Origin of the sequence: Streptomyces buecherae, assembly GCF_014295035.1 — a bacterium.
Classification (GTDB): Bacteria; Actinomycetota; Actinomycetes; order Streptomycetales; family Streptomycetaceae; genus Streptomyces; species Streptomyces youssoufiensis.
The window spans coordinates 1,778,205-1,791,052 of record NZ_CP060404.1 but is presented as its reverse complement, the minus strand read 5'-3'; the positions used below and the strand labels follow the sequence as shown (position 1 = coordinate 1,791,052).

At 74.9% G+C, this 12,848-nt stretch carries 10 protein-coding genes; 3 read left to right on the top strand and 7 right to left on the bottom strand.

Features of this window, described 5'->3' with window-relative positions; genetic code table 11:
* Positions 1 to 319: 319 nt before the first annotated feature.
* The 3 genes from H7H31_RS06485 to H7H31_RS06475 all read right to left on the bottom strand — a co-directional run bounded on the left by H7H31_RS06485 (position 320) and on the right by H7H31_RS06475 (position 3,804).
* Positions 320 to 1,591: a ribonuclease D gene (locus tag H7H31_RS06485; protein WP_187062489.1), complete on the bottom strand. Its 1,272-nt coding sequence runs from the start codon at positions 1,589 to 1,591 to the stop codon at positions 320 to 322.
* Positions 1,592 to 1,912: 321 nt separating this feature from the next.
* Positions 1,913 to 2,575, bottom strand: coding sequence for a response regulator transcription factor (locus tag H7H31_RS06480; protein ID WP_176164609.1), 663 nt, complete (start codon positions 2,573 to 2,575; stop codon positions 1,913 to 1,915).
* 563 nt (positions 2,576 to 3,138) lie between these two features.
* Positions 3,139 to 3,804: a DUF3000 domain-containing protein gene (locus H7H31_RS06475; RefSeq protein ID WP_176164610.1), complete on the bottom strand. Its 666-nt coding sequence runs from the start codon at positions 3,802 to 3,804 to the stop codon at positions 3,139 to 3,141.
* 91 nt (positions 3,805 to 3,895) lie between these two features.
* Here H7H31_RS06475 and hemE point away from each other — a divergent pair, with 91 nt between their 5' ends.
* Positions 3,896 to 4,972, top strand: coding sequence for a uroporphyrinogen decarboxylase (hemE, locus tag H7H31_RS06470; protein WP_187061880.1), 1,077 nt, complete (start codon positions 3,896 to 3,898; stop codon positions 4,970 to 4,972).
* Between the two features lie 174 nt (positions 4,973 to 5,146).
* Here the strand turns inward: hemE and H7H31_RS06465 are convergent, their stop codons facing one another.
* The 4 genes from H7H31_RS06465 to H7H31_RS06450 all read right to left on the bottom strand — a co-directional run bounded on the left by H7H31_RS06465 (position 5,147) and on the right by H7H31_RS06450 (position 10,077).
* On the bottom strand, positions 5,147 to 6,559 hold the full coding sequence (locus H7H31_RS06465) for an FAD-dependent oxidoreductase (protein WP_187061879.1): 1,413 nt from the start codon (positions 6,557 to 6,559) through the stop codon (positions 5,147 to 5,149).
* 133 nt (positions 6,560 to 6,692) lie between these two features.
* On the bottom strand, positions 6,693 to 7,625 hold the full coding sequence (locus tag H7H31_RS06460; protein ID WP_187061878.1) for a hypothetical protein: 933 nt from the start codon (positions 7,623 to 7,625) through the stop codon (positions 6,693 to 6,695).
* Between the two features lie 277 nt (positions 7,626 to 7,902).
* On the bottom strand, positions 7,903 to 8,745 hold the full coding sequence (locus H7H31_RS06455; protein WP_187061877.1) for a hypothetical protein: 843 nt from the start codon (positions 8,743 to 8,745) through the stop codon (positions 7,903 to 7,905).
* A 141-nt stretch (positions 8,746 to 8,886) separates the two neighbouring features.
* Positions 8,887 to 10,077: a thiolase family protein gene (locus H7H31_RS06450; RefSeq protein WP_187061876.1), complete on the bottom strand. Its 1,191-nt coding sequence runs from the start codon at positions 10,075 to 10,077 to the stop codon at positions 8,887 to 8,889.
* Positions 10,078 to 10,436: 359 nt separating this feature from the next.
* Here H7H31_RS06450 and hemG point away from each other — a divergent pair, with 359 nt between their 5' ends.
* Positions 10,437 to 11,861, top strand: a complete 1,425-nt coding sequence (gene hemG, locus H7H31_RS06445; RefSeq protein WP_187061875.1) for a protoporphyrinogen oxidase — start codon at positions 10,437 to 10,439, stop codon at positions 11,859 to 11,861.
* A gap of 96 nt (positions 11,862 to 11,957) precedes the next feature.
* Positions 11,958 to 12,674 carry a hydrogen peroxide-dependent heme synthase gene (hemQ, locus tag H7H31_RS06440; RefSeq protein ID WP_187061874.1) on the top strand — a complete coding sequence of 239 codons (717 nt, stop codon included), beginning with the start codon at positions 11,958 to 11,960 and terminating at the stop codon, positions 12,672 to 12,674.
* Positions 12,675 to 12,848: the final 174 nt, after the last annotated feature.

The window sequence follows — 12,848 nt, the reverse complement described above, 5'->3', positions numbered from 1 at the left end:
CCGGGTACGGCGCGACCGGTGCCGCCCCCGAAGGGCCGACCCACCCGGGACCCGCGGCCACCGGTCACCAGGCCCGACGCGCGGCCCGGGCCGACCCGCGGGCCGACTCCACCGCCGCGCCGGGCGCCCGCTGGCTTGCTCGCCTCACGGGGCTGGCCGGATACGCCGGGCAGGTCACCCGGCAGAGCTCACCGCAGGCGTAGCGGCGGGGCTCACACCGTCATGCTACTTACGGGTAACCAAGCTGCCCACCCCCCACGGGCTAAGCGGCGCAGATCACACCGCCCGCTCCCACGTGCGCGGCGACACGCGCGTCAGCTCACGCCGTCGGCAGCAGCGCGCCGGTGAGCGCGGGCGTGACCAGATCGACCTGCCAGGGCCTGGCCCCGTACCCGGTGAGCACCTGCGCCACGCTCTCCACCGTGGCGTCGGCCGGCGGCTCCCAGCACAGCCGGCGCACCGTGTCGGGGGTGATCAGGTTCTCCTGCGGCAGGTTCAGCCGCTCCGCGAGCGCGCTCACCGCGGCGCGGGCCGCGGCCAGCCGGGCGGCGGCGGCCGGGTCCTTGTCGGCCCAGGCGCGCGGCGGCGGGGGGCCGTTCAGCGGTGCCCCCGGCTGCGGCAGCTCCGTCTCCGGCAGCGCTCTGGCCCGCTCGACGGCTCCGTGCCACTGCTCCAGTTGTCGCCGGCTCATCCGCTGCCCGAAGCCGGGCAGCGCGGCCAGCGCGCGGGGGCTGGTCGGCATCGCGAGGGCGGCCTCCACGATCGCGCCGTCGCCGAGCACCTTGCCGGGCGAGACGTCGCGCCGCTGCGCGATCCGGTCCCGGGCCTCCCACAGCTCCCGCACCACGGCCATCTGCCGGCGCTTGCGCACCTTGTGCATGCCCGACGTGCGCCGCCACGGGTCCTTGCGCGGGGCGGCCGGCGGCGCGGCGGCGATGGCCGCGAACTCCTGCTGGGCCCACTCCAGCTTGCCCTGCTCGGTGAGTTCGGCCTCCAGCGCGTCCCGCAGGTCCACCAGGAGCTCCACGTCGAGCGCGGCGTAGCGCAGCCACGGCTCGGGCAGCGGGCGGGTGGACCAGTCGACCGCCGAGTGCCCCTTCTCCAGGGCGTAGCCGAGCACGTTCTCGACCATCGCGCCGAGGCCCACCCGGGCGAAGCCGGCCAGCCGGCCCGCCAGCTCGGTGTCGAAGAGCCGCTCGGGGACCATGCCTATATCGCGCAGACACGGCAGGTCCTGGGTCGCGGCGTGCAGTACCCACTCGGCGTCGGCGATGGCCGCGCCCAGCGCGGAGAGGTCGGGGCAGCCGACCGGGTCGATCAGGGCGGTGCCGGCCCCGGCACGGCGCAACTGGACCAGGTACGCGCGCTGTCCGTAGCGGTAGCCGGAGGCGCGCTCGGCGTCCACGGCCACGGGACCCGAACCGGCCGCGAAGGCCGCGATGACCTCGGCGAGCGCGTCGGCGTCGGCGACGACCGGAGGGATGCCTTCCCGCGGCTCCAGCAACGGGACCGGTGCCGATGGGCTGTCCGGGGGGCCGCCCCCGGTGGTTCGCAGTGTCGTCTTAGCTGCGGCTTCTTGGGCGTCGGTCACTCATCAAGGGTATAGGTCACCTGGGGCGGTGACCTGCCCTGATTCCACTCTATGGGCGCTGACCTGCGCCGACCACGCTCCGTAGTTCCCGCCCCGGCCCGGCGGGCCCGTATCCGGCGCCAACGGCCGGCGCGCGGACCGGTGCGCGGGTCGCACAGGATCGCGGTTCGGGCCCGACAGCGCCCGGCGCGCGGGGCCCCGCGACCTCGCCGTCGCGGGCACGACACGCGCCCGCCGGCGGAACGTCTCCGCAGACGGGCGCGGGGTTACGGGCGGATCGGGAGGCGGGGGTCGGACGGGGGTCGGGGGTGGCCCCCGGGGTCAGTGGATGATCCCCGTGCGCAGCGCGACGGCGACCATGCCGGCCCGGTCGCCGGTGCCCAGCTTGCGGGCGATGCGCGCGAGGTGGCTCTTGACGGTGAGCGCGGACAGGCCCATCGAGACGCCGATGGCCTTGTTGGACTGGCCCTCGGCGACCAGCCGCAGCACCTCCACCTCGCGCCCCGACAGCTCCCGGTAGCCACCGGGGTGGCCGGGCGCGCCCGGCGGGCGGCGGTGCAGCCGGGCCGCCGCGGCGCCCACGGGGGTGGCTCCGGGGCGGCCGGGGAGGCCGAGGTTGGTCCGGGTGCCGGTGACGACGTACCCCTTGACGCCTCCGGCGAGGGCGTTGCGCACGGCCCCGATGTCGTCGGCGGCGGACAGGGCCAGGCCGTTGGGCCAGCCGGCGGCGCGGGTCTCGGACAGCAGGGTGAGCCCCGAGCCGTCGGGGAGATGGACGTCGGCGACGCAGATGTCGCGCGGGTTTCCGACTCGGGGGCGGGCCTCCGCGATGGACGACGCCTCGATGACGTCACGCACTCCGAGCGCCCACAGGTGGCGGGTGACGGTGGAACGGACTCGGGGGTCGGCCACGACCACCATGGCGGTCGGCTTGTTCGGGCGGTAGGCGACCAGGCTCGAAGGTTGCTCTAGAAGAACAGACACCAGGCCTCCTGAGGGAGTGGCGAGAACGGACGCCGTGCTCGGGGGACAAGCGAGGCGTTCCGGGTGGGAAGGGTCATGTGATCCTTCGGCAGCTCAGGTGCCCGGCTTTAGGGATTGATCACGAAATCCTGGGTAACAATTCGGGTCATTACGGACCAGGGGGAGAGGGCTCGCCGGGTGCTGGGGCGGCCCGGAGCCGGGCGGGGCGAGGTACGCGAGGTCGTCCGGGAAGGGCCGCGCGCCCACGCCGATGGCGTACGCCCTCGGCACTCCACGGCCCGGGACGCCGCCCTCCGCCGCGCTTTCCGTGGCTGGCCCCCGGCTGGTCGCCGTCATCCACGGCCGTACGCGCCCTGCCGGCTGACCCGCCGCGCGACCACGGCGCGCTGTGGCACTGAGTGCCATAAGTAAGGGTGCCCGACCGCCGGGGCCGGGCGCGGCGAAGCCACCGAGGGCCGGGCTCAGGGGGCTCGGCTCAGGGGACCGGGCTCCGCGCGGTCGCCGAGGGTCGGCCCCGTGGGAGTCGCCCGAGGCCGGGCGGCGGTAGTCGTCGGAGTACCGGTTCAGCGGGAGAGCGGCCCCCGGCGCTGGGGGAGGGTGACGACGCTCGGGTCGCCGGCGCCCACCGGTGGCAGGCCCGCGACCTGACAGAGCAGGTCGCCCCACGCGGAGAGGTGCGCCGCGGTGTCGGGCACCGGGCTCGGGCCGCCCCGCCGGTCCGGGTCGCCGCCCTCCGTCGGGGTCCAGGAGGCGCGGATCTCGATCTTCGTGGATGGGGCGCGGTCGGCGAGCCCGCCGAAGTAGTGCGAGCCGGCCCGGGTCACGGTGCCGCTGGGCTCGGCGTACGCGACGCCGCGCGCCGCCAGCGCCCCGGTCAGCCAGGTCCAACACACCTCGGGTAGGAGCGGGTCGGCCGCCATCTCGGGCTCCAGGTCGGCGTGGACGAGCGTGACCATGCGGAACGAGCCGTGCCAGGCGTCGTGCCCGGCCGGGTCGTGCAGCAGGATCAACCGGCCCTCCGCCAGTTCCTCGTCGTCCACGACGACCGCCGCCTCCAGCGCGTAGGAGAACGGCGCGAGGCGCCGGGGTGGGGGCGTCGAGTCGATCTCCAGCTCGGGTCGCAGCCGCGCGTCGCGCAGCCCGGCGACCGCGTGCCGGAACACGAGCGGGGTGCCCTCCCCGTCCGCGTCGTCCGCACCGTCAACGAGGTGTCCGTGAGCCGCAGCCATGCGGGGAAGACTAGGCGGAGAACGGAGCTTGTTCGGGTAGGAACACCCGCATGGGCGGGTCACTCGTTCGGCCCGTGCGAAGATTTGGGACATGAGCGCCAACTCCCAGCCGACGAGCCAGCAGCAGACCGGCCGCACCGCGGCCTACGACTCCGCGTTCCTGCGGGCCTGCCGGAGGGAGCCGGTGCCGCACACCCCGGTGTGGTTCATGCGTCAGGCGGGCCGCTCGCTGCCCGAGTACCGGAAGGTCCGCGAGGGCACCGCCATGCTGGAGTCCTGCATGCGGCCCGACCTGGTCACGGAGATCACCATGCAGCCGGTGCGCCGGCACGGCGTGGACGCCGCGATCTACTTCAGCGACATCGTGGTGCCGCTGAAGGCCATCGGCATCGACCTCGACATCAAGCCGGGGGTCGGCCCCGTGGTCGAGAAGCCCATCCGCTCCCGGGCGGATCTCGAACGTCTTCGGCCACTCACGCCCGACGATGTGAAGTACGTCACTGAGGCCATGGGGATGCTCGTCGGCGAGCTGGGCACCACCCCGCTGATCGGCTTCGCGGGCGCCCCGTTCACGCTCGCCAGCTACCTCGTGGAGGGCGGCCCGTCCCGTAACCACGAGCACACCAAGGCGCTCATGTACGGCGACCCCGAGCTGTGGGCCGACCTGCTCGACCGGCTCGCCGACATCACGGCCGCGTTCCTCACCGTGCAGATCGAGGCGGGCGCCAGCGCCGTGCAGCTCTTCGACTCCTGGGTGGGCGCCCTGGCCCCCGCGGACTACCGGCGCTCGGTCATGCCCGCGTCGGCCAAGGTCTTCGACGCGGTCGCCGGCTTCGGCGTACCCCGCATCCACTTCGGCGTGGGCACCGGCGAGCTGCTGCCGCTGCTCGGCGAGGCGGGCGCGGACGTCGTGGGCGTCGACTGGCGGGTCCCGCTGGACGAGGCGCGCCGCCGCGTCGGCCCGGGCAAGGCGTTGCAGGGCAACCTCGACCCCGCCGTGCTCTTCGCGCCGCGCGCCGCGGTCGAGGCCGCGGCGGACGAGGTGCTGGCGGCGGCGCGGGGCCTGGAGGGCCACGTGTTCAACCTGGGCCACGGCGTGCTGCCGACCACCGACCCGGACGCGCTGACCCGCCTGGTGGCCCACGTCCACGAGCGGACCAGCCGCTAGCTGTTCCCTCCGGCCCGGGACCGGCCCAGTCCGGGCCGGCCGCCGGCCGGCCGTACGGGGCGGCCCGGGACCGGCCCAGTCCGGGCCGGCCGCCGGTCGGCCGCAGGGGGCCGGGCCCGACCCGCCGCGCCCGGTGGGACGCGACGAGCCGGGCCGAGCGATCCGGAGAGCCGGTCAGCGTCCGCCGGCGGCGTGCTCGATGTCCCGGGCCACCTGGGCCGTCGCCTTGCGGGCCGCGACCAGGACCGGGTCCCAGACGGGCGAGAACGGCGGCGCGTACCCGAGGTCGAGGGCGGTCATCTGCTCTACCGTCATGCCCGCGGTCAGCGCGACCGCCGCGACGTCCACCCGCTTGCCGGCGCCCTCGCGGCCGACGATCTGGACGCCGAGCAGCCGCCCCGTACGACGCTCGGCGAGCATTTTCACGGTCATCGGGCGGGCCCCCGGGTAGTAGCCGGCGCGGCTCGTGGACTCGATGGTGGCCGTGACGAACTGGAGCCCCACCGACCGCGCCTGCTCTTCGAGGAGCCCGGTGCGGGCGATCTCCAGGTCGCAGACCTTGCTCACCGCCGTACCGACCACGCCCGGGAAGGTGGCGTAGCCGCCGCCGACGCCCGCGCCGATGACCTGGCCGTGCTTGTTGGCGTGGGTGCCGAGCGCGATGTGCCGGGTGCGGCCCGACACCAGGTCGAGCACCTCCACGCAGTCGCCGCCCGCCCAGACGTTGTCCTGCCCGCGCACCCGCATGGACAGGTCGGTCAGCAGCCCGCCGGACTCGCCGAGCGGCAGTCCCGCCCGGCGCGCCAGCGTCGTCTCGGGGCGTACGCCGAGGCCGAGCACGACGATGTCGGCGGGGTACTCGGCGTCGTCGGTGACCACGGCGCACGCCCGGCCCTCACCGTCGGTGCGGATCTCGGTCACCTTCGCCTCGCGCACCGTCTCGATGCCCAGGCCGCACATCGCCTCGTACACCAGGCGCCCCATGTCGGGGTCGAGCGTGGACATGGGCTGCTCGGCCTGGTCCACGACCGTCACCCGGTAGCCGCGCTGTACGAGCGCCTCGGCCATCTCCACGCCGATGTACCCCGCGCCGACGACCACCGCCCGTGGCTGCTCGCCACCCTCCACGGCGCGCAGCGCGTCCAGCAACGCCTGACCGTCGTCCAGGTTCTGCACCCCGTACACGCCCGGCGCGTCGATGCCCGGCAGCGGGGGCCGGATCGGCCGCGCGCCGGTCGCGATGACCAGGTCGTCGAAGCCGGTCCAGGCGTCCGTGGCACCGGGTGCCGCGAGATCGCGGGTGCGCACCCGCTGCCGGTCCAGGTCGATCTCGGTGACCTCGGTGCGCATCCGCAGGTCGATGGAGCGCTCGCGGTGCTCCTCGGGCGTGCGCGCGATCAACGCGTCGGGCCCCTCCACGCTGCCGCCCACCCAGTACGGGATGCCGCAGGCGGAGTACGAGGTGAAGTGCCCCCGCTCGAAGGCGACGATCTCCAACTCGTCGGGACCCTTGAACCTCCGTGCCTGGGACGCGGCGGACATCCCCGCCGCGTCCCCTCCGATGACCACCAGCCGCCGAGCTGCCATGCCGCGTGCTCCTTACGCCGTTCCCGGATGTGCCGGGCCCACGGTACGTGGCCTGCGGTGCGGGGCTGGGGTGGCGTGGGGGGTGGGGTGGTGGAGGAGGCCCCGCCCGGGCGTGGCCGGGCGGGCAGCGAGGCTAGGGGAGCGTGACGCCGAACTCCCTGAACTCGTCGGCGAGATCGGACCAGTCCCAGTCGGTCCCGTCTTCGACCTGGTCGGCGGGGGGCGGGCCGATGCGGAAGGTCTCGGCGACGTCCAGGAAGGTCACGGTGGACTCCACGGGCCCGTCGGCCGTTTCGCCGCGCATCCTGAACCGCTTGGTGGTCTGTGTGGCGTCGTTGACCCACCCGTCCATGGTGAAGCGCGTGATCCCCTGGGCCTCGTACCTCTTCGCGGTGGTCAGGAGCGTCAGGCGCCGGGACCAGCTCAGCGTCTCGTCCTTGGCCTTGGCGCGCAGCTCGGCGGTGCTCACTTCGCTGTACAGGCGGTAGTGAGTGGTCCGCACACCGTCGATGGTCTCGGTGCCGATCCTGCGCCCCTCGTCCAGGCGGTCGGGAAAGAGTGTCGTGTCGTCCTCCACCCCCGCGAGATCGTCAGCCGGCTGCTCCCGATCCGTACCGCGTTCTCTCTTCTGGGGCAGCGCGTCGGTCACCCTGGTCCACGGCTTGTCTCCCGACGCCTCGGCCTCCGGGTCCCTGAGGTAGAGGGTGCTCCCGACCACCCGTAGCTCTATGACGGGCTTTCCGCCCGGGGCCGGCATGTACATCCGCCGGCTCATCGCGCGGGGCTTCTCGGTCATCGCTATCTCGGAGTACAGGTGCCCGCTCTCGCGGTCCCAGGTGGTCACCCGCATGCGGATCGCGTTGATGTCCGTCGTCCGCCGCGTGGCCTCGCGCGTGGGCTCGGTCTTCGCCGCCCGATCGGCGCCCGCCGTCGGGCTTGGTCGCGCTGTCGGCTTCGCACTCGGTTCCGCCTCCACCCGCCGCTGCACGTCCGCGAGGGACGACGGCGAGCCGCAGCCGGCCGCCCAGCCGCACAGCAGCAGGCTGCCGAGGACGGCGCCGATCATCCGCGTCCGTCTTTGTTCGCGCGTGCGTAAGGCATTGGCCATATATCCCACCCCTGTTCGTTATGGAGCGCTTTGTGCGCAACCTGCGGACTTTAACGCACGCATAACGGACGGGTGGTGGAGGGTGGTGGTGCCGGCCCCGGCTCAAATGCCCAGCGGAGGCGGGCGCTTGGTGGGGCGTGTCGGCGGGCTCGGCTCGGGGGGCCACGCGGGGCGCGCGGAGTCCCCGAGCCGCCCTTCCGCTAGCCGCTCGTTCCGGTACGTGGAGTCGACCGGCTCACGATCCGGTCGGAGGCGGGTCGATGCTGAACCCCGAGTTGATGCCGTCGTAGGTCAGGACCATCTCCATCGGCCCGGCGGACGACGCGCCCTTGAGCACGTACTGCCTGGCGAAGCCGTCGGCGTCGATCCACAGCTCGGCCGTGAACTGGCGTACGCCCCTCGCCTCGTACTCCGCGACGCGTCGCGCGCGGTGTGCGCGCTGGGTCGGGTCCTTGACGTGGGCGAGTTCGGCGCGCAGCGCGGCGACGGTCAGCGTGCCCCGGTAGCGGGTGGTCTCCGCGCCGTGGAAGGGTTCGGTGCCCACCCGGCGTACGTCGTCGAGTCGCGCGGGCGGCGACGAGGGGCCCATCGGGTTCTCCAGCGCCTGGTCGGCCAGTTGCTCCCAGCCGCCGTCGGTGGTCGGCGAGCCGCCCCGCCTGACCCAGGGGCCGTCGCTCGACCCCTGCGCGTAGGTGACCCCGCCGACGATCCGCTTGCGCGCCCGCACGTCGGGGCTCTCCTCGGGAGCGAAGTCCTCGCGGTCCATGCTGAACGGCTTGAAGGTCAGCGCCGCCGTGCTGGCGCGCATGCTCGCGCCGGGCGTCTCGACGCTCAGGGTGACGCGGAGGGAGGTGACCTGTCGGAGTTGGCGGGCGGCCTCGCGTACGGCCCGCGCGGGCGAGGCCGGGGCCGGCGGGGCGCTCGCGCGCGGGGTGGACCTCGCCGGTCGAGGGGCGTCGTCGGCGGCGGACGGCGACTCGCCGCAGCCGGTCGCCGCCGCGCAGAGCAGCGTGCCGGTGACGACGGCGATCACCGCCCGCTTGGGTCTGTGGTGTCGCGTACGTAAGCCAGTGTTCATGTAGCTCGCCCCTCGGTGCGGTGGGGCCCCGGTGGCCCCGGCGGGCGGACCCTAGCGCGCCCCGGCACACGCGCCGGGGGCGGGTCCGGCAACCCGCGCCCGAACCCACCCCGACCGTGCTCGTCCCCCGCGCCCCGGGCGTCAGCGCTCCAGGACGAGGGCCTGGCCCTGGCCGACGCCGATGCACAGGGCGGCCAGCCCCACGCCCGAGCCCGCGGCGGCGAGTTGGTGGGCCACCGAGCCGGCCAGCCGGGCGCCGGAGCAGCCGAGGGGGTGGCCGATGGCGATGGCGCCGCCGCGCGGGTTGACGATCTCCGGGTCGAGATCGGGCCACTCGGCCAGGCAGCCGAGCGCCTGGGCCGCGAACGCCTCGTTCAGCTCGAAGGTGGCCAGGCCGGCGAAGGTGTGGCCGCTGCGCTCCAGGACCTGGCGCACCGCCCGCACCGGGCCGAGGCCGAAGTGCTCGGGCTCGATGCCGGTGACCGCCGTCGCCCGCACGCGGGCCAGCGGCTCGCGCCCGCTGGCCCGCAGCCCCTCCTCGTCGCAGAGCATCAGCGCCGCCGCGCCGTCGTTGAGCGGCGAGGAGTTGCCGGCCGTGACCGTGCCGCCCTCGCGGAACGCGGGCCGCAGCCGGGCCAGCGCGTCGAGCGAGGTGTTCTGGCGGATGGTCTCGTCGCGGTCGAGCGAGGCCGCCGGGTAGGCCACCACCTCCGCGTCGTACGCCCCGTCCTTCCAGGCCCGGGCGGCCTTGTCGTGGCTGGCGAGCGCGAACGCGTCCTGGGCCTGCCGGCTGATCCCGTGCCGGTCGGCGATGAGTTCGGCGCCCTCGCCGAGCGGGATCGTCCACTGCGGCGGCATCTTCGGGTTGGTCATCCGCCAGCCGAGCGTGGTGTTCAGCAGCGCCTGGTTGCCGGGCGGGAACGGCCGGTCCGGCTTGGGCAGCACGTAGGGCGCGCGGCTCATCGACTCGACGCCGCCCGCGATCACCACGCGCGCGTCGCCGACGGCCACGGCGCGCACCGCCTGCACGACGGCCTCAAGCCCGGACGCGCACAGCCGGTTGACGGTCGCGCCCGGCACCGACACCGGCAGCCCGGCCAACAGCACCGCCATCCGGGCCACGTTGCGGTTCTCCTCGCCCGCTCCGTTGGCGTTGCCGAAGTACACGTCGTCGATCCGGGCCGGGTCGAGGGCGGGGGAGCGCTCCACGAGCGCACCGAGAACATGGGCGGCGAGGTCGTCCGGGCGTACGCCGGACAGCGCGCCGCCGTACTTGCCGATCGGCGTGCGGACTGCGTCGACGATGTACACGTCGCGGAGGCGGTCATTCATGCGGTGGTGGTCCCTCGTGTGAAGGTGATCCGGTGGATGACGGTCGTGCCGAGGACGGTGCGGGGTTCCCGGGGCGGCCCTGGTGGGCGGCGGTCCGGTCGAACGGTGGGGTGGTTCAGCCGGTGCGCCGCGGCCGTCCGGCGTCGTCGCGCGGCCGGCCGGGCGGCGCGCAGCACCCAACCCACCGACCGATCGTCCGTTCGGCGGGTGGGGATACTCGCCCGTGCCGCTCACCCTGCGCCGAGTCTCCGCACCCTGGCACGCAGTGTCAATGGGGCCCGCGCGGCTGTCACTGAAGGCCGCCACCCGGGGGGTGGGGGTGCGACGGCCGGGCCGGGGCGCGGTGAGAGAGTGGGGGTATGAGCGAAACGCGCGTTCCCGCCCCCCAGGTGCGTCAGGTGGTCGTCATCGGCGGCGGCATCTCGGGCCTGGCCGCCGCCCACCGGCTCACCGGCGGCGGCGCGCGGGTCACCCTCCTGGAGGCGAGCGGGCGGCTCGGCGGCAAGCTGTACGCGGGCGAGATCGCGGGCGTTCCGGTGGACCTCGGCGCCGAGTCCATGCTGGCCCGCCGCCCCGAGGCGGTGGAGCTGGCCCGCGCCGTGGGGCTCGGCGACCACCTGTGCCCGCCCGCGGCCTCGGCCGCCGACCTGTACACGCGCGGCGCGCTGCGCCCCATGCCCACCGGGCACCTGATGGGCGTCCCGGGCGACCTGGCCCCGCTCGCCGCCTCCGGCGTGCTCAGCGACGCCGGCGTCGCCCGGATCCGCGAGTACGCGACGCTGCCCCCGGTCGAACTCGGCGACGACGTCGGCATCGGCGACTACATCGCCGCCCGGCTCGGCCGCGAGGTCGTCGACCGGCTGGTGGAGCCGCTGCTCGGCGGCGTGTACGCGGGCGACGCGTACCGGATCTCGATGCGCGCCGCCGTGCCGCAGCTCTACGAGGCGGCGCGCGCCGACGGCTCGCTCACCGAGGGCGTGCGGGCGCTGTTGCGCCGGTCGGCCGAGGCCGCCCCGCCCGGCCCGGTCTTCATGGGTATCGACGGCGGCATCGGGCGGCTCCCGCTGGCCGTCGCCGACGCGGTACGCGCCCGGGGCGGTCAGGTGCGCACGCACGCCCCCGTACGCCGCCTGGCGCGCACCGGTACGGGCTGGAACGTGATCACCGAGGACGGCACGGCGTACCCGGCCGACGCCGTGCTGCTCGCGCTGCCGGCGCCCGCCGCCGCCCGGCTGCTGGCCGCCGACGCGCCGGGCGCCGCCGCCGAGTTGTCCGGCGTCGAGTACGCCTCGGTGGCGCTGGCCACGATGGCCTTCCGGCGCGCGGAGGTGGCCGCGCTCCCGGGCAGCCGTGGCTTCCTGGTGCCCTCCGTGGACGGCCTGACGATCAAGGCGTCCACGTTCTCCAGCAACAAGTGGGGCTGGGTCGCCGACGCGGACCCCGACCTGTTCGTGCTGCGCACCTCCGTCGGCCGGCACGGCGACGAGGGTGACCTGGAGCGCGAGGACGCCGAGTTGGTCGAGCGGTCGCTGACCGACCTGCGCACCGCGACGGGGCTGACCGCCCGCCCCGTGGCCAGCCGCGTCGAGCGCTGGACGGGGGGGCTGCCGCAGTACCCGGTCGGCCACCTCGGTCGGGTCGCCCGGGTGCGCGAACAGGTGGCCAAGCTGCCGGGGCTGCGGGTGTGCGGCGCGGTCTACGACGGCGTGGGCATCCCGGCCTGCGTGGCCAGCGCGCACGCCGCGGCCGACGAACTCCTGGCGACCACGCTCGCCGCCGCCTGAATACTTCCGACAGAGCCCGCGACAGCGCCCCGCCGCGGGCACCGGGCCCTGCCGCGGGGCACTGCCGGACGCAAGTGAAGACCGAGAAGAGGAACGATGACTGCTGCTCCCGACAAGACGCCGAACGCCGGCAAGCGGGCCAAGGACCTGAACGAGGTCATCCGCTACACCCTGTGGTCGGTGTTCAGGCTGCGCGACGCGCTGCCCGCTGACCGCGGTGGCTACGCCGAAGAGGTGGAGGAGCTGTACGCCCAGCTCGCCACCGCCGACGTGACGGTGCGCGGCACGTACGACGTGTCGGGGCTGCGCGCCGACGCGGACCTGATGATCTGGTGGCACGCGGAGACAGCGGAGGCGCTGCAGGACGCGTACAACCGCTTCCGCCGCACCCGGCTCGGCCGCGCGCTTGAGCCCGTGTGGTCGAACATGGCGCTGCACCGCCCCGCCGAGTTCAACAAGTCGCACATCCCCGCGTTCCTCGCCGACGAGGAGCCCCGCGAGTGGGTCAGCGTCTACCCGTTCGTGCGCTCCTACGACTGGTACCTGCTGCCGGACGAGGACCGGCGCCGGATGCTCGCCGACCACGGCAAGATGGCGCGCGGCTTCCCCGACGTGCGCGCCAACACGGTGCCCGCGTTCTCGCTGGGCGACTACGAGTGGCTGTTGGCCTTCGAGGCGGACGAGCTGTACCGGATCGTGGACCTGATGCGTCACCTGCGGGCGTCCGAGGCGCGGATGCACGTCCGCGAGGAGGTGCCGTTCTACACCGGGCGTCGCCGCCCCGTGGCCGAACTGGTCGCCGGCCTGGCGTAGTCGACGCCGAGCGCGCGCCGGTGGCGCGGCGGCGGCACGGCCGGGCGCGGGCTTCGGCCCGCGCCCGCGCCCTGGAGTCGCCGCCCGAGGGCCCGGCCCGGGCAGGTCCGGGCCGGGCCCGGCGAACGGATCGGGGGCATCGCGGGCCCCGGGCGGGCGGGTTACGGGCACGGC